The sequence below is a fragment of the Propioniciclava flava genome (assembly GCF_004126535.1).
Lineage (GTDB): Bacteria > Actinomycetota > Actinomycetes > Propionibacteriales > Propionibacteriaceae > Propioniciclava > Propioniciclava flava.
This window is the reverse complement of record NZ_PPCV01000003.1, coordinates 131,473-147,023: the sequence shown is the minus strand read 5'-3', so window position 1 is coordinate 147,023 and position 15,551 is coordinate 131,473. Positions and strand designations below refer to the sequence as shown.

The following is a 15,551-nucleotide window of genomic DNA, read 5'->3' as shown; positions in this document are numbered from 1 at the left end:
CGTTCGGTGGCGCGGAGGTCCGCTTACGCGTGGGTTCGCTCCTCGAGCGCGGCCCGGTGCGCGCTGAGAGCCGCGATCACCCGGCCCTCGACGCGGGCGCGTCGTGCGCCCAAGTCGGCAACCGTGCGCAGATCCAGGCGCGCTTGCGCTGCGCGGAGCGTCGCCCCCAAGTCCAGCCACTCCCGCAGCGACACCAGCCCAGCCCGTGCAGCGACGTTGGCGTACCAGGCGCCCAGACTGGGTCTGCGCAGTTCCTTGATCGCGGACGCCGCCGCTTTCTCTCCGCCCTCGCGAGCCTGCTTGGCCGGAGCGTCCCGTGCGGCAACGAACTGTGCAGGGTCCCCCGCGTAGAGGGCGTCGATCCGGGCAGCCCAGGAACTCAATCCCACTCCCACATGAGCGAATAGACCCCGGGGCGCGCGTCCACCCACACCGCCTGCGTTTGTGTGCCGGTCAGCGGGACGGGAAGAGGGGCTTGTGGAGGCTGCCCCATCACCGACTGGAATCCGGACGTGACGCGCGTGGGCAGCGTCCCAGGGTCGAACGACACGCTCAGCCCCAAGGTGCGGACGGTGTCGGCGACAGCGCGCTGCGTGCGGAAGGAGGGGGTGACGGTGTGTCCGTAAGAGATGCGGTATTCGGCAAGGAAATGCTCCCCGCGCAGGAGGCGTCGCTGGGCCACCATCTCGGCGACCAGGAGGCGGCGAGCGGGAACCTTGACGACCTCACCGACGCTGCAGCCGAACACCGCCTCGATGCGCGGTGTGGCCTCGGTGTCGGCGTCCTGCTCCAGCACGACCGCCCATCGCGGACGGCCCTGACGTTCGACGCGCCACACCACTTCGCTGTGCTGCATGGCCTCCGACTTGTCGGCGCGCACGTGGACCCGATCCATCATGGAAACGCGGGTGAGCCTGCCCTGCATTTCGATGCCGAGGTCGTCAATGATCTGGGTGGCCAGGTCCCGTACAGGGATCACGGTCTGCCATTCGAACTGCTCGCGCCGCGTCCGGCCGTCCGCCGTGTGGGTGAGTTGGGTCAGTTCGCCCGGCTCGACGCCGAGGATGCGCTCCAACTCCACCAGCGTGAGGTAACTGCGAGAGCGAGTCGGCAAGGAGCGGCCGGATTGCCAATAGCTGAGCGTGGCGATGCTGACCGGGACGCCCGCAGCGTCGAGCCGGCTGCGAAGACGCTCCAGTGACAGCCCACGATGCTGAATCGCGGCACTGAGGACTTCGGAGAACGTCGGTGGGTCATCGGCCACGCTGGCATTGTGCCAAGATTCGCCTCGTCCCTCACCCCTGTGCTCACTAGGCGACCCCGGATCAGCCCGGGTGGACGAGGCCCAATTCGTAGGCGCGGACGACGGCCTTGAGGCGAGACGAAACCTGCAGTTTGGCCATGATGGCGGAGACGTGAGTCTTCACCGTGGATTCCGTCACGTGCAGTTCGCGTGCGATTTCCGTGTTGCTGTAGGCGGCGCACAGGAGTTGCAGGACGTGCAGTTCGCGTGGGCTCAGGCTGAGATCGACGGGAGGGTCCTGTTTCGCGGGCCGCTGGTTGAGCAGCAGGCTCGTGATCGGCCCCGGGGACGCGACCGAGTTGCCCTCCATGACCGCACGGATGGCGTCGACGAGCCCTCGCGGGGAGACGTCCTTCAACAGGAAGCCGTTGGCGCCCGCCTGAAGGGCCTCCCGGACGGCGTCATCGTCGTCGAAAGAGGTGATGACCAAGATCTTGATGTCCGGCAGCGCGGCGCGCAGTGCAGCCGTGGCGCCGATGCCGTCCAGCTTGGGCATCCTGACATCGGTGATGACGACATCGACCGGGTCGGCGACGATCACGTCGACCGCCTCTGCGCCGTTGGTGCACTGGTGGACGAGGTGGAAGCCGGGAGTCGCGGACATATACGACACGAGCGCTGATCGAACGAAGGCGTCATCGTCCACGATCGCGACGGTGACGGGCGACTTCATGACGTCATTATCCCCCGAGTGGCAGCTGAGCGCGGACGATCCACGTCCCTGAGGCCGCGGTCGCTTCGAATTCTCCGCCGAGCGCCTCAACGCGCTCAGCCGCACCGAGGAGGCCGAGCCCCTCGTCAGAGGCGAATGAGCCGGGTTCTGTGAGGTTGGTGAAGACGGCTTCGGCCGCGTTCTCGTCGACCTCGATGATGACGCGGCACGGGCCCGGCGCGGCGTGCTTGACCATGTTCGAGGTGGCCTCGACGATCACCTTCCCGAGAGTCTCGCGGATCGACTCGGGGAGCAGGTGATCGATGTCTTTCGGTGCGCTGACTTGGAGGGCCAGGCCGTGGGCGTTGAGTTCTTTGACGCGCTCATCGAGGACGTCGGCGATGGTCACGAGGCGCCACATGGTGACGGTGCCCGAGGCTTGATCGGGGTCGTTGCGCCGAAGCGCCTCCATCATGGAGCGCAGATCCCGGACGGAGCGGCGTCCCGTCGAGATGATGAAGTCCAGATCGGCCTGGGTGGCCGGGTCGTCGGTGCGCAACTTCATCTGCTCGGCGCGCATGATCATCGTGGTGGTGGCGTAGGCCACAGTGTCGTGCAGGTCGTGAGCGATGTCGCGACGCTGGCGGCGCAGGGACGCGAAGCGCAGGGCCGCGTGCGCCTTCGTCTCGCGTCGCAGCCGGTCGATGGTGTGCCCGATGATGCGCGCCAGCCCGATCGCCAACCCCCACACGATGACCGACTCGACCTTCTCCGACATCCCATCGCTGAGGGGGACGGTGAGGATGCAGGCCAGGAGGTAGCTGACGATGGAGAACACGTCAGCCAGCCACGTGCGGCCCCGCATGCCGGTGGAGACGATGGGGATGAACAAGGCCAGTGTGCTCATGCGGAGTTGGTCGGCCGGGATCGCGATCATGATCGTCAGGCCCGTGATGACGCCAGCCACGCCCAGGCGTGGCCAACGACCCGACACGGCGGCGGATCCGCACAGCAGTGCGTTGACGGCGAACACGGAGGTCCGGTCACCGCTCGGGGTGGAGAACACCTCGACGTAGAGGAACAGCACGGTCGCCATCGCCGCCTCGGGGAAGCCGCTGGTCCCCAGCCGGGCCAGCCAGGCGGGGAATTGGCGGCGCCAGCGGCGAAGGTCGGCGGCGTGCATGGCCGCAGTCTCTCACGGGCACCCCGTGCCCGACGGCACTCGTACTTTCGTACCGGTCAAAGTTCGGACTTTTGTTCGATGTGCCGGAGTTCCGGCGTGACTAGGGTCGTAACTGCTCCCACACCCCCGAGCCGAAAGAAGTTCCGTGTCGATCAAGTCAGATCTTGTCGTCGTCATCGCGGTGGTGGCCGGCGGCTTGGTTGGGCTGGCGATCGGAACAATCGTCGGTTCCGCCCGGACCATCGGGGTCGTGGGAGCGCTTCTTGGGCTCGCGCTGGGATGTTTACTGACCGCCATTTCCCCCCGTGCGGAAGGGACCCCCGTGGGCCCTGGGTATCACCGGTAACGGTGACGCCCATGCGGGGCGCCCCTGAGGCGAGTCAGGGGCGCCCCGCCCTTTACTTTTCAGCGTGGAATGGCCGCACGGCGTGATCGCGCTCGCGCATCCGCTACGTGTTTCGATCTGAACGAGAACCAGCCCCGACGCGCTGGTGCGCATCGGGGCTCGTTCTCGGGGTGGCTAGACGTTCAGCGCTTCGGGCAACCCTCCAGGTAGGGGATCCACTGGCACAGCCAGCGCGGCGTGTCCGGCGTGACACCCCCCAGGGTGATGCCGCCAGCGAAGACGACGAGTGCGGTCAAGGTTGCGACGGCAGCCTTCATGGGTCCCCCTCCATACATGACGTGATGACCGGAGAATGCCGGTCACCTCGACAGTAAGGATGTTGAGGAGGAAATACATCGGCGAAAAGTGCTAACGCCTCTCATCCTTTAGTGCGAGACGGCGGAAAATAACAAGGATTTGTTTGGCGCGCGGGGTCAACGCGAGGGTCGTGAGTTCCCGGAGCGCTCACGCACCACCGCGAGGAGGCGCTTGAGGCCCAGCCCCACGCCCTCACCAACGTAGCCAGCCAGGACATAGACCAAGGCGAACGGCAGTGCCGTCTCGTTGTAGACCACCAGCGCTGCAGGCAGGAACGCGATACCGAACAGCCAGGGGGCGGTGAGGCTGAACCCGTGCCGCCAGGCGAAGACAGCTCCCACCACGATCGTGGCGAGTGGATTCACGAGGATCAGGCTGGCAATCGCCGAATAGGCGAGGTCTTCCTTGCTGATGGTCCCGCCGTAGACCAGCCACGAATTGATGAGGGGGAGGATGAACAAGGCGGCCAGCGCGAGGGCGTACTTCATGGGCGTCTGCACGACGAACAACGGTCTGCGGGGCACCTCGGACATGTCGACCAGACTACGGGGTCAGCCGTCGACCAGAACACGGCCGAGAAAGTCCTCGACGTTGTCCTGCAGGCGTCGGATGCGGGCGTCCGAGTCCATCGTCTCGGGCATCATGCCGCCTCCCACGGCCCGCCGAAGACCACGCAAGTACAAGGAGCAGGCCAGATCGGTGCAGATGTAGGTCCCGACCGTGTTGTGGTTCAAGCCCGCCTTGCCCGCCCGTCGAGCGACCATCAGCAGGGCGCCTTGGCTGCGGTGCTGTGTGTAACACAGGTTGCACAAGGCGCGTCGCCCTTGGGGGCGATTCTTGGGCAGGCGCAGGATCGCCCCGACGACACCGAAGGAGGTGTCGGCTACCAGATATCCGCGCTCGGGAAGGGCCGGGTCGACCCATCCGAGATAGTCCAGGGAGTCCCACAAGGTCGCGCCGAACCACCACGGCAACTCCAGGCGGGCCATCTCGGCGGGGGTGGCGTTCACGAAACCCTCGCGCACCTCGGACTCGGTGAGCGCTCGCATGGGTCGGTTCTACCTCACCGGGCAAGCGACGGTCACGACCTGCAGCGGCGGGTCGTCTCACGTGGGAAGGCCCACCGCAACGCGACGACCTGGCCGGGGCGGGCCTGCGCGAGCCGATCGCTGGACGCCGAGGTGAGGACGCCGACCACCGGGTAGCCGCCGGTGACGGGGTGATCCGCCCCGAAGACGACCGGCAGCCCGCTGGCCGGAACCTGGATCGCGCCACGCACCACCCCTTCGCTCGGCAGTTCCTCGCCGATGTGGTCTCGATGACGGCGCAACGGAGCCCCTACGAGCCGTACGCCGACGCGATCCGACTCGCCGCTGATCGTCCAGGGGCCCCTCAGCGCGCTCGGATCGGCGAGCCACTCCCGCCGCGGGCCCGGTGAGACGTCGAGGACGAGCACCTCGCCTGCGGGCCGAACGGGGGGTGCTGCAGGATGGCAGCGCGGGATCGGGGGTTGCGGGCCGACCGGCACCACGTCCCCCTCGCGGAGACGTTCCGGTCCCAGACCGGAGAGCGTGTCGGTGCTTCGGCTGCCCAGCACCGGCTCGAGCGCGAGCCCCCCGGACGCGGCCAGGTAGGTGCGCAGCCCCGCGGCGGGGCGCCCCAGCCGCACCGCGTCGCCAGCAGCGGCGAACCAGGCGATGCCGTGCGGCACCGGGGTGCCGTTGAGGGTGGCCGGGGCGTGGGCGCCGGTCGCAGCCAGCAGCATCGCCTCGGTGACGACCACCTCCAGGCCCCCGAGCGTGACCTCGATGGCGGCCGCTGCGGCGTGGTTGCCGACGAGCCGATTGGCGAGCGCCCACGCGGACCGGTCAGCAGCGCCGGAGGCGGGGACGCCGACGTGGGCGAAGCCTCGGCGTCCGGCGTCCTGCACGGTGGCCATCCCGACCGCGGTGACCTGCAGCGCGCGCCGGTGAGGAGCGTCGGGCGACGGCGACTGCGACTGCGACGGCGATGGGGACGAGGGATGTGCGGTGACGGGGCGGAAGCGCACCGTCATGCCGGGACGTAGCAGGGCCGGAGAAGGACGGGAGGCGTCCCAAAGCGGGGTGGTCGTCGTGCCCAGGAGTTGCCAGCCGCCCGGCGAGGAACGCGGGTATACCCCGGAGAAGGTGCCAGCCATGCCGACCGATCCGGCGGGCACCGAGGTGCGAGGAGCGCTGCGGCGCGGCACGTCGAGGCGAGGGTCGCCGCCGGTGAGGTAGGCAAACCCCGGCGCGAACCCGCCGAATGCGACCCGCCACGGCGTCCCGGAGTGGGCATCGATGACGTGCTGGGGCGTCCAGCCGAGCAGGGCCGCGACCTCGTCGAGATCGGCGCCGTCGTAGACGACGTCGAGGGTGACCTCCTGCGTCATCGTCGTGGTCTCGGCGTCTGTGGGTGCGTCGAGGGCGGCGGCGAGCGCGGCCCGCACGGCGGGCAGATCGGCCGGGGAACGCCCGATCGCCAGCAGCGTTCGTGCGCCGAGCACCAGATCGACCAGGCCTGGCGGACGGTGCGCTTCGACGTAGCGGTAGAGGGCCAGAGCGGTCGGCAGATCGGCCACCTCGGCCAGGACGGCGCTGTCACCGCTGGCCAACAGCCGCCCGCTCACGACACGAACGAGGCCAGGGGAACCCCCGCCGCGCGCAGCCCCTCAGCAACAGCGGACGCCAACCGTGCCGCACCGGGGGTGTCACCGTGGACGCACAACGAGGCCGCCTCCACCGCCACGACGCTGCCGTCGACCGCGATTACCGTTGCGTCCGTGGCCAGCCGGACGGCCCGAGCGACGACGGCCTGCGGGTCATGGATGACCGCGCCCGGTTCCCGACGCGGGAGCAGCGCCCCGGCGGGCGTGTAAGCCCGATCGGCGAACGCCTCCGCCACACCGCGCAACCCCGACGCCGCAGCCGCCGCCAGCACCGTGGATCCCGGCAACCCCAGGATCGGCAGGTCAGGATCGAAGGCGCGGACCGCGTCCACGATCGCAGCCGCCTGCGCCTCATGGTGCGCGATCGTGGTGTAGAGCGCGCCGTGCGGCTTCACGTAGGCGATCCGCGTGCCGACCGCCTTGCACATCGCGTCCAGTGCACCGAGTTGATACAGCACGTCCGCGGTCAACTCGGCCGGGGCGACATCGAGGAAGCGGCGCCCGAACCCGACCAGATCCCGGTAGGCCGGATGCGCGCCGATCCGGACGCCGCGAGCCGACGCCGCCGCGACCGTGGCGCGCATCGTGAGCGGATCTCCGGCGTGGAAACCGCACGCGACGTTCGCCGAGGTGACCACGTCGAGGAGGGCCTCGTCATCGCCGAGGCTCCACGCCCCGAACGACTCGCCCAGATCCGCATTCAGGTCGATACTCACCCCTCCAGCATCCCGCACTGGTCGCGTCCGCGCCCGAGACGCCACGCGTCGCGCCTAGTCGTTCGCGATCTGCAACTCGACCAGTTCCTGTGACACCGTCCAGATGCGGGCGGCGTCCTCGGGGCTGCGCAACGGACGGTAGAGCGCCTGCTCGGCAGGTGCGCCGCCCGCATGACCCGGGCCCGACGGGCCATACAACGCGTCTGGTCGGGCGGTGGGGGACGTGGTAGCGAGCAGCGCGGGAAGCGCGGCCGTGCGCGGGGTACCCACGAGGATGCCGCGCGCGGACAACCACGCGATCATCCGGCGTGAGGGGGTCTCCTCGGCGCGACCGAGGTCGGCGCGTGCCGCGAGCAGGTTGGTGGGAGCCACGCCCGGATGCGACAGGTTGCTGGTGATCCCCCACCCGTGAGCGACGCTGCGTCGCTGCAGTTCCAGCCCGAACAAGCCCAACGCGATCTTCGACTGGCGGTAGGACGCCATCGCGTCGTAGGAGTGTTCCGCGTTGAGGTCGTCCCAGTCGATGTGCCCGCTTGCGGCGGCAATGCTGACCTGTGACGTGACCTGCGCACGCCCCTGGCGCAGCAACGGCATCAGACCGGCGATCAAAGCGACGTGGCCCAGGTGATTGGTCCCGAACTGCACTTCGAAACCGTCGATGGTGGTTTGACGTTGCGGGGGCGTCATGACGCCCGCGTTGTTGATCAGCAGGTGAATCGGCTGCCCCCCGTCACGCTGCGCCTGGGTGAACGCCGCGACGGACTCTAACGAGGACAAGTCGAGGCGTCCCAACGTGACGTCCGCTGCAGGAACGGTCTCCTTGATGGTGGCGATGGCCTTCGCACCCTTGTCGGGGTTGCGCACCGGCAGGACGACGTGGGCGCCTGCCGCCGCTAACCGGGTCGCGATCTGCAACCCGATGCCGTCGCTGCCGCCGGTCAGGACAGCGCGGCGGCCTGTCAGGGAAGGAAGAGTGATGTCGAGGGGGCGTCGTGCCATGGTGGTTCTCCGTGATCGAGCAACGTGACGCTCTCGATCCTGCTGGGGCGCCGCGGAGTTATCCAGGACTCGCTGATCAGTGGCTGACGAAGCGGCGTCTGCGCGTCAGGGGTGGATCGACCATCCCTGGTAGCGAGCCTGCTGGGCGGGTAGACACATCCAGGAGAGGAGGCCCGGGCCGTCCCGGGACACGTATGCAGCACAGTGATCGAGCAGGGCTGGCCGACTTCCTGCGCGGACGCCGCAGCGTCCGACAACCCGAGGACGTCGGGCTGCCGCGGGGGCGTCGACGCCGTACCGAAGGGCTACGCCGAGAAGAAGTGGCACTGCTATGCCACATGTCCACCGACTACTACGCCCGCCTCGAACGCGGCACCGGCCCCACGCCGTCGGAGCAGATGCTCGCCGCCATCGCCCAAGGGCTGCACCTCACGCTGGCTGAACGCGACCATCTGTTCCGGCTGGCCGGGCATCATCCCCCCACTCGGGGCGCCTCCAGCGACCACATCAGCCCTGGGCTCTGAGGATCTTCGACAGGCTCCAGGACACCCCCGCGGAGATCGTCACCGAGTTGGGCGAAACGTTGCGCCAGACGCCCCTTGCCGTCGCGCTCACCGGCGACCTGACCCGGTTCACGGGCCGCTCCCGGGCCATCGGCTACCGCTGGTTTGCCGACCCGTCCACTCGCACGATCTACGCAGCGCAGGAGCATGCTTTTTTGGGGCGGCTGTGGGTCTCGGGGATGCGGGAGGTGCTGTCACAGCGCGGTCGCCCCTCCCGGGCCGCCGAACTCGTCGACGGCCTCCTCGGAACGAACGCGGAGTTCACCACCTTGTGGGAGCGTCAAGAGGTGGGTTTGCGGCCCCGCGGCGCCAAGCGTTTCGCGCACCCCGAACTCGGGGAACTCGAGGTGGAATGCCAAACGCTCGTCGACCCGGCGTCCACCCACTCGCTGCTGGTCTACACAGCGGCACCCGGATCCGAAAGCTACGAGAAGTTGGAACTCTTGGGAGTCATCGGGCAGCAAACGCTGCGGTGAGGCGGGTGACGCCGACTGGTCACCACCGCCAGCCCGCCGTCGTGAGCTGAGCGTCCAGCACGGGGGCGAGTGTGGTGGCGTACATCTGCGTCAGATGGTCTTCGTCGAGGTAGACGAACACGTTGCCGATGACGGGGCGGCACTGGTCGTCTGGGCAGATCCACGGCAGAAGATCGACCGGGACAAAGACGCCCGACCCGCGGACGTTGCGCGCCAAGGCCCGATTGGGGTCCTCCTCGGCGAAGATGCCCCGGGTGGTGACGGTGCACTGCTCTTCGGAACGTTCCGACACGCAGTCGATCGGGTTGAACGGCATGCGGGGCTGATCGCGCAACCCGATCACCCCGATCCCGGCCGTCGTGAGCCGGTTGACCAGGGTGTCGACGCCGGGCACCGGTACCTCTTCGATGCCGTGCAGGATGCGAGTCGTGGTGGTGAACACGGCGGCGGGTCGTAACGTCTCCACGTGACGGATGAGTTGCACATTCCACTCGTGGCACATCTCGTCCACGCCCTCAAGCGCCAGGGGGCACCCGCCCTTCAAGATGGACACGAGCGTGAAGCCGCGCTGCTCGGCGAGGGGACGCAAGGCAGCCATGTACTGCTGGGTGCGGGAATCCCCGGCGATGAGGATCACCTTCTCCGCCTCGCCGGAGGCCGACTGGGAACAGGCCGAAGCGAGAACAGCCGACGTCGGCTTGAGGCGTCCTTTGCACCGCATTTCAAGGCCCGCCCAGTCCCAGGGAATGTCCTCGGGAAGGGGGATCGGTGCGGCGGTGGGATCGGCGGGCCCCGTGGAGGCGCCCGTCAAGACAGCGGCCCCGGGGTTGTTCGCCGAGGCCGCCGCGAGTGCTCGGGCCGTTTGGCGGTCCAGCGCGCCGCGAATCGCGATGACCGGAACGAGCGCCAGCGCGAGGCACAGCAGGATCACGACCACCCCACGGGCCGGGAATCGACGTAGTGCCCGGTTGGTCCGGATCGGGGCGTCCACATACTTCGTGAGCAGGAAAGCGATCCTCACCGAGAGCAGCACGATGACGATGCCTTCGATGATCCCGGGGCGCTCGGAGTTCTGGAGCACCATCATCGTGATCAGGAGCGGCCAGTGGACCAGGTACAGCGCGTACGAGGTGTCCCCGAGGCGGTTGAGCACGGGGTGGCTGAGCCAGCGGTCGACGCCCCAGGGGCTACCGGTGTTGCCAGCGATGATGATGAGGGACGCCGAGAGCAACGGCCACAGCGCTATCGCACCGGGGAACGCCCCGGCCACCGTCACCATGAGGCCACACGACACCATGCCGAGCAGGCCGACCCAGCCGGCGATGACGCGCAGGACGCGTCCCGACGGCGACGCGGTGGCCGTGTTGCGTCGGAAAGCGTCCTCGGCAGCGGGTAGCCAGATGGCGAGGAGCGATCCGAGCGCGAACTCCCACAGCCGGGCGAAGGTATTGAAATAGGCGAACGCTTGCGAGGTGGCGGTCTCATAGATCGACCACCCAAGGCTGACCACGAAGATGGGCCCAAACAGCCAGGTCAGGCTCCGCCGCACCTGGGCCGCGCTGAGAGGGGCTCGCCGCGGATAGGTGTGGCGAATGCGCCAGGCGGCCGCGAGGAAAAGCAGCGGCCACACGAGGAACACTTGCCCCTGGATCGAGAGGGACCAGAAGTGCTGGAAGGGGCTGGCCTGGGTGCGATCGACCGCGTAGTAGTCGACCGCTCCGGCGGCGAGGTGCCAGTTCTCGTAGTAGAGGGCCGACGCCATGGCTTGCTGGAGCACTTCGCGCCAGCGGTAGGCGGGGAAGAACAGATAGACCAGCAGGAGGACAGCGAGGATCGTCGCGACGGCCGGGGGGAGCAGTCGGGTGAAGGTCTTGATCCAATAGCGCGGCACGGCCAGGGGCTGCCGCGTCTGGATACGCGCCATGAACGAACTGGTGAGGAGGAACGCCGAGATCAGCAAGAAGATGTCGACGCCCCCGCTGACCCGATCCAAGAACACGTGGTAGAGCACGACCATGGCCACCGCGAGGGCGCGGAGCCCTTGGAGTTCGGTGCGGTACCGCGGACGAGGCGGGGGTACGGGCGCCGGGGATGTCGTTGCGGACTCGTCCAAGGTGGCCGTGAACGGTGACGACATGATGGCAGCACTCCCCAAGGTCATTCGGTGGGGGTGCTGATGTCTGGTGACGCTAGCGGGACGCATCGGGTGACGCGGGTGGGCAGGCCCACCGTTATGACACCGTTACCATTTCCGTGGTGGAGAACCCCGTGAAGGGCGTGCCCTGTCGGGGCGCCGCTGAGGGGCGGTCAGAGGCCCGGATTGCGGCGGGACTCCTTGATTTCGGATCGTCGCCTCTTGTCGGCGAGCCGCCGTTCGATGGTGGCGCGGGAACGCCTGCGCGGGCGGCGGGCGGGCGGAGGCGGGGCGAGATGGGTGCGCAGAAGGTCGGCGAGTCGCTCCCGGGCCGCGAGGCGATTGCGCCGCTGGGAGCGGTACTCGGCGGCGTCGATGGTCACCGTGGTGCCAGCAAGGCGGCTGGACAGGCGGGCGAACAATCGGTCGCGCTGCTCCGGGGTCAGGGCAGTGCTGGCTCCGATGTCGAAGCTCAGCTGGACGCGTGAGTCGGTCGTGTTGACGCCTTGGCCGCCGGGGCCGGACGCCCGGGCGAACCTTTCGCTGAGTTCGCGCTCGGGGAGGATGAGGCCGTGCGGGATCCCGGGACCAGGGGGGACGCGGAGATCGGGCACCCCAGCAGGGTAGCGGTCGATCGGAACGGTGAGTTATCCACAGGGTTGTCCACCCTTGTGCACAGAATCACACGCCTGTGATTAACTCCGAATCCCCGGCCCTGTTCCCGCCCCAGATGGCGCGTGCGTCCACGTCCCTTTTGCTGCGACACGGCGCGCAGGAGGCGATCTCCCGGGTTGGTGAGACACGAGCGTCGCCCTGGCCTAGAGTGGCTGCCTGACACGGGGTGCCGACACACAGTCGGCTGAGATGAGACCCGCGAACCTGCTCTCGTTAGCACGAGCGAAGGGATGGTCATGAGTTCTGAACGCTACACACCCTTATCGGCTTCGGCCCTGGCGGACGCCTGCGCCGCGGCCCTGGGACGCCTGCGGGCATCGACACCGCTGGTGCACTGCCTCACCAACCATGTTGCGAGCGGATTCACCGCGAACGTGCTGCTCGCGCTCGGGGCCTCCCCGGCGATGGTGGATGTCGTCGGAGAAGCGGGCCCCTTCGCGGGGGTCGCCTCGGGCGTCCTGGTGAACCTGGGGACCCCGAGCGGGGACTATCCGACGGCGATGCGCGAGGCGGTCCACGCCGCGAACAGCGCGGGGACCCCCTGGGTGCTCGACCCGGTCGCCGTCGGATCGCTGCCCGTTCGCACCCCCCTGGCCGTGGAACTTGCCGGGCTGCGCCCCCACATCGTCCGCGGAAACGCGTCGGAGATCATCGCCGTGACCGGAGCAGGGGCAGGCGGACGTGGCGTCGACGCCGCAGCCAGCGTCGACGCGGCCACCGAGGCAGCGCTCGCCCTGGCCCAACGCATCGGCGGCGTGGCCGCCGTCTCGGGTCCGGTGGATCTCCTCACCGACGGCCGCAGCGTCGTCCGCGTGAGCGGGGGAAGTGACCTCCTCACCCGCGTCACCGGCGCCGGGTGCGCGCTGGGTGCGGTGATGGCGGCGTTCGCGGGGACGCCCGGGCCTGGCTTGGTTACCGCCTCGGCGGCGACCCCGGACGGGGAGGCCGTCCGCGTGGTGGCGGGAATCCCGGGGTCAGCCCTCATCGCGGCTGTGGCCTCGTCGGTGACCTACGCGGTCGCCTCCGAGCGCGCCGCCCTGCGCGCTGCTGGCCCGGGCACGTTCGCGGCGTGCTTCCTCGACGACCTGGCCGGGCTCCGTCCCGCCGACCTGGCCGACGAGCCCCGGATCGTCGTCGCGGCATGAGCGGCGCGAAGCAAGACCCCGTCGCCGATCAGCCTCGCGACGCCGACCGGTGGGCGGTCTACCTCGTGACCGACGCCAACCAGTGCGCGGCGTCGGGACGCAGCGTGCCCGACACGGTCAGCGCCGCGGTCGCCGCCGGAGTGCGGGCGATCCAGGTGCGTGCCAAGGACGCCCACGGTGGTGGATTCCTCGAGGAAGTGCTGGCGGTCGCCGACGCGCTCGCCGCGACACCTGGCGGCCAGGACACGGCACTCATCGTCAATGACCGGATCGATGTGGCCCTCGCCGCCCGCGCAGCCGGTGCCCGGGTCGACGGCGTGCACGTGGGCCAGTCCGATCTGCCCGCGGGCCGCGTCCGGGAGATGCTGTGGCCCGGCGCGATCCTCGGAGTCAGCGTCGGCGAGCCCGCGGAGGCTGCCGCAGCCGCCCCGCACGCGGACTACCTCGGGGTCGGCCCGGTCGTGGACACCGCCACCAAGCCGGACGCTCGCGCCAGCCTGGGGCTGGGGGGAGTGGCCGCCGTGTGCGCCGCCTCCCCGTTGCCGTGTGTCGCGATCGGCGGCATCGACGTGGCCGCCACCCCGCGCCTGCGAGCGGTCGGCGCGGCGGGTGTCGCGATCGTGTCCGGGATTTGCGCTCACCCCGACCCGGGGGCCGCGTCCACCGCCTATCTCGACGCGTGGCGCTCCGCGAAGAACCGGCCCCCCTCGGCGCGAGCGGAGGGACGATCCATGCCCGCCAGCGCGCGCCCTCACCTTCGTCTCCCGCGGGTGCTGTCCATCGCCGGAACCGACCCCACCGGGGGAGCGGGCACCGCCGCCGACCTGAAATCCATTACCGCTGCGGGTGGCTACGGCATGGCCGTTGTCACGTCGCTCGTCGCGCAGAACACACGCGGCGTCCGGGGCGTCCACCTGCCGCCCATCGCGTTCCTGAACGAGCAACTGGCGGCCGTGAGCGACGACGTCGAACTGGACGCCGTCAAGACCGGCATGCTCGCTACCGCCGACATCATCGCCGCCGTGGGCGCCTGGCTGGACGCGCATGCCCCCGCCGTCCTCGTCGTGGATCCCGTCATGGTCGCCACCTCAGGCGACCGCCTCCTCGACGCGGACGCCGAGGCCGCCATGCGCGCCTTCTGCCGTCGCGCCACCGTGATTACCCCCAACACTGACGAGTTGGCTGTCCTCACCCACCAAAGGCCCGCCACCACCCAGGCGGAAGCCATCGCGCAGGCGCGTGGCTGGGCGCAGGAAACCGGCACGGCGGTCGTGGTCAAGACCGGGCACCTCCACGGGCCCTCCGCGGCCAACCTCTGGGTCGGGCCGCACGGGGAGACCCATCGCGTCGACGCGCCCCGCATCGAGACCACCGCCACCCACGGCACCGGCTGCTCGTTGGCGTCCGCGCTCGCGACCCGCCTGGGATCCGGGGAGTCGCCCGCCGAAGCCCTCGGCTGGGCAACCCGCTGGCTGAGCGAGGCGATCGCGAACGGCGCCGACCAGCGCGTCGGGTCCGGCCACGGCCCCGTCGACCACGCCCACCGGGCCCGGCGCCTCCAGCGTGCCGCCGACCCGCGACCCTGGACCGAGGCCGACGCGGTCCCGCGACAATGGCACCACCCCGACGACGTCGCGCCAGGCCTCACGCCCGACGCGGCCGCCTGCCCTCCGGCGGGCCCCTGGACGAGCGCCCTGTGGCGGGCTGCCGCGCCGGTGCGGGCGCGCATCGCCGCGTCCTCGTTCGTGACCGGGCTGCTGCGCGGAACCCTCGACCAGGAGAGCTTTGCCTTCTATCTCTCCCAAGACGCCGCCTATCTCACCGGGTACGCGCGTGCCCTCGCCGCGCTGGCCGTCCGCGCACCGTCGGCCGCCCAGGCGGCGTTGTGGGCGTCGGCGTCGGCCCACTGCGAACTCGGCGAGGCTGAACTGCATCGCACCTGGCTGGCCGCCCACAGCGAACCGCTCGATGTTCGCAGCGGACCGATCACCGACGGCTACGTGTGGTTCCTGATCGGCCACGGCCTCGCCTCGCCCTACGTTGTCGGCGTGGCCGCCGCGCTGCCGTGCATGTGGCTCTACGCCCAGACGGGAGCCGATGCGGGGGCGGTGCCCCACGACCACCCGTATGGGGCATGGATCGCGACGTATCAAGATCCCGAGGCGCTGGCAGCGACCACCGACGCGCTCGGTGTCGTCGAGGACGCGTTGGAGCGCGCCTCCGCGCTGGAGCGGGCGGACGCCGCGCGGGCCTTCCTCACCGCCTGCCGCCACGAAGCAGAGTTCTTCGACCAGGCCACCAGGAGGGGCTGAG

Annotated in this window: 16 protein-coding genes, 1 pseudogene and 1 riboswitch; of the genes and pseudogenes, 4 read left to right on the top strand and 13 right to left on the bottom strand. The window is 69.6% G+C overall.

Going from position 1 to position 15,551, the window contains the following annotated elements:
* Positions 1-23: 23 nt before the first annotated feature.
* The 11 genes and pseudogenes from C1706_RS05420 to C1706_RS05380 form a co-directional block, all read right to left on the bottom strand.
* On the bottom strand, positions 24-383 hold the full coding sequence (locus C1706_RS05420) for a hypothetical protein (protein ID WP_129458212.1): 360 nt from the start codon (positions 381-383) through the stop codon (positions 24-26).
* Positions 380-1,264 carry a helix-turn-helix domain-containing protein gene (locus tag C1706_RS05415; RefSeq protein WP_129458211.1) on the bottom strand — a complete coding sequence of 295 codons (885 nt, stop codon included), beginning with the start codon at positions 1,262-1,264 and terminating at the stop codon, positions 380-382. The genes C1706_RS05420 and C1706_RS05415 overlap by 4 nt, the downstream gene beginning before the upstream one ends.
* Before the next feature lie 61 nt (positions 1,265-1,325).
* Positions 1,326-1,976, bottom strand: coding sequence for a response regulator (locus C1706_RS05410; protein ID WP_129458210.1), 651 nt, complete (start codon positions 1,974-1,976; stop codon positions 1,326-1,328).
* Between the two features lie 7 nt (positions 1,977-1,983).
* Positions 1,984-3,138 carry a sensor histidine kinase gene (locus C1706_RS05405; protein ID WP_129458209.1) on the bottom strand — a complete coding sequence of 385 codons (1,155 nt, stop codon included), beginning with the start codon at positions 3,136-3,138 and terminating at the stop codon, positions 1,984-1,986.
* A gap of 528 nt (positions 3,139-3,666) precedes the next feature.
* Positions 3,667-3,801 carry a hypothetical protein gene (locus C1706_RS14770; protein WP_284690551.1) on the bottom strand — a complete coding sequence of 45 codons (135 nt, stop codon included), beginning with the start codon at positions 3,799-3,801 and terminating at the stop codon, positions 3,667-3,669.
* 156 nt (positions 3,802-3,957) lie between these two features.
* Entirely contained in the window at positions 3,958-4,374 is a 417-nt protein-coding gene (locus C1706_RS05400; protein ID WP_129458208.1) for a hypothetical protein, read from the bottom strand.
* An 18-nt stretch (positions 4,375-4,392) separates the two neighbouring features.
* Entirely contained in the window at positions 4,393-4,890 is a 498-nt protein-coding gene (locus tag C1706_RS05395) for an FBP domain-containing protein (RefSeq protein ID WP_129458207.1), read from the bottom strand.
* Between the two features lie 32 nt (positions 4,891-4,922).
* The gene (locus tag C1706_RS14950) at positions 4,923-5,780 is read right to left on the bottom strand and encodes a 5-oxoprolinase subunit C family protein (protein WP_206661011.1); all 858 of its coding nucleotides are present in this window, start codon (positions 5,778-5,780) and stop codon (positions 4,923-4,925) included.
* A 138-nt stretch (positions 5,781-5,918) separates the two neighbouring features.
* Positions 5,919-6,491 (bottom strand): annotated as a pseudogene (locus C1706_RS14945) (5-oxoprolinase subunit B family protein); the annotation flags it as partial.
* Entirely contained in the window at positions 6,488-7,246 is a 759-nt protein-coding gene (locus tag C1706_RS05385; protein ID WP_129458205.1) for a LamB/YcsF family protein, read from the bottom strand. The gene C1706_RS05385 and the pseudogene C1706_RS14945, both read right to left, overlap by 4 nt.
* A gap of 54 nt (positions 7,247-7,300) precedes the next feature.
* Complete coding sequence (locus tag C1706_RS05380) at positions 7,301-8,245, bottom strand: SDR family oxidoreductase (protein ID WP_129458204.1); 945 nt, start codon at positions 8,243-8,245, stop codon at positions 7,301-7,303.
* 194 nt (positions 8,246-8,439) lie between these two features.
* Between C1706_RS05380 and C1706_RS14530 the strand changes: the two genes are divergently transcribed.
* Entirely contained in the window at positions 8,440-8,769 is a 330-nt protein-coding gene (locus C1706_RS14530) for a helix-turn-helix domain-containing protein (RefSeq protein ID WP_241653446.1), read from the top strand.
* A gap of 47 nt (positions 8,770-8,816) precedes the next feature.
* Positions 8,817-9,284: an MmyB family transcriptional regulator gene (locus tag C1706_RS14525; protein WP_241653445.1), complete on the top strand. Its 468-nt coding sequence runs from the start codon at positions 8,817-8,819 to the stop codon at positions 9,282-9,284.
* Positions 9,285-9,303: 19 nt separating this feature from the next.
* On the opposite strand, the gene C1706_RS05370 is transcribed toward C1706_RS14525, so the two are convergent.
* Complete coding sequence (locus C1706_RS05370; protein WP_164987444.1) at positions 9,304-11,421, bottom strand: acyltransferase family protein; 2,118 nt, start codon at positions 11,419-11,421, stop codon at positions 9,304-9,306.
* Positions 11,422-11,591: 170 nt separating this feature from the next.
* Complete coding sequence (gene arfB / locus C1706_RS05365; RefSeq protein ID WP_129458202.1) at positions 11,592-12,032, bottom strand: alternative ribosome rescue aminoacyl-tRNA hydrolase ArfB; 441 nt, start codon at positions 12,030-12,032, stop codon at positions 11,592-11,594.
* 213 nt (positions 12,033-12,245) lie between these two features.
* Positions 12,246-12,342, top strand: a riboswitch (TPP riboswitch).
* On the opposite strand from arfB, the gene thiM reads away from it, so the two are divergent.
* Positions 12,330-13,238, top strand: coding sequence for a hydroxyethylthiazole kinase (gene thiM, locus C1706_RS05360; RefSeq protein WP_129458201.1), 909 nt, complete (start codon positions 12,330-12,332; stop codon positions 13,236-13,238). Its footprint overlaps the riboswitch before it by 13 nt.
* A complete protein-coding gene (locus tag C1706_RS05355; RefSeq protein ID WP_129458200.1) occupies positions 13,235-15,550 on the top strand; it encodes a bifunctional hydroxymethylpyrimidine kinase/phosphomethylpyrimidine kinase in 2,316 nt (771 codons plus the stop codon). Before thiM ends, C1706_RS05355 begins: the two co-directional genes overlap by 4 nt.
* Position 15,551 lies beyond the last annotated feature (1 nt).

What these genes read in the sequence shown, in the direction of transcription:
- C1706_RS05410 (WP_129458210.1), bottom strand. Translation starts at nt 1,976, where the DNA reads ATGAAGTCGCCCGTCACCGTCGCGATCGTGGACGATGACGCCTTCGTT.
- C1706_RS05405 (WP_129458209.1), bottom strand. Translation starts at nt 3,138, where the DNA reads ATGCACGCCGCCGACCTTCGCCGCTGGCGCCGCCAATTCCCCGCCTGG.
- C1706_RS14770 (WP_284690551.1), bottom strand. Translation starts at nt 3,801, where the DNA reads ATGAAGGCTGCCGTCGCAACCTTGACCGCACTCGTCGTCTTCGCTGGC.
- C1706_RS05400 (WP_129458208.1), bottom strand. Translation starts at nt 4,374, where the DNA reads ATGTCCGAGGTGCCCCGCAGACCGTTGTTCGTCGTGCAGACGCCCATG.
- C1706_RS05395 (WP_129458207.1), bottom strand. Translation starts at nt 4,890, where the DNA reads ATGCGAGCGCTCACCGAGTCCGAGGTGCGCGAGGGTTTCGTGAACGCC.
- C1706_RS14950 (WP_206661011.1), bottom strand. Translation starts at nt 5,780, where the DNA reads ATGGCCACCGTGCAGGACGCCGGACGCCGAGGCTTCGCCCACGTCGGC.
- C1706_RS05380 (WP_129458204.1), bottom strand. Translation starts at nt 8,245, where the DNA reads ATGGCACGACGCCCCCTCGACATCACTCTTCCTTCCCTGACAGGCCGC.
- C1706_RS14530 (WP_241653446.1), top strand. Translation starts at nt 8,440, where the DNA reads ATGCAGCACAGTGATCGAGCAGGGCTGGCCGACTTCCTGCGCGGACGC.
- C1706_RS05370 (WP_164987444.1), bottom strand. Translation starts at nt 11,421, where the DNA reads ATGTCGTCACCGTTCACGGCCACCTTGGACGAGTCCGCAACGACATCC.
- thiM (WP_129458201.1), top strand. Translation starts at nt 12,330, where the DNA reads ATGAGTTCTGAACGCTACACACCCTTATCGGCTTCGGCCCTGGCGGAC.
- C1706_RS05355 (WP_129458200.1), top strand. Translation starts at nt 13,235, where the DNA reads ATGAGCGGCGCGAAGCAAGACCCCGTCGCCGATCAGCCTCGCGACGCC.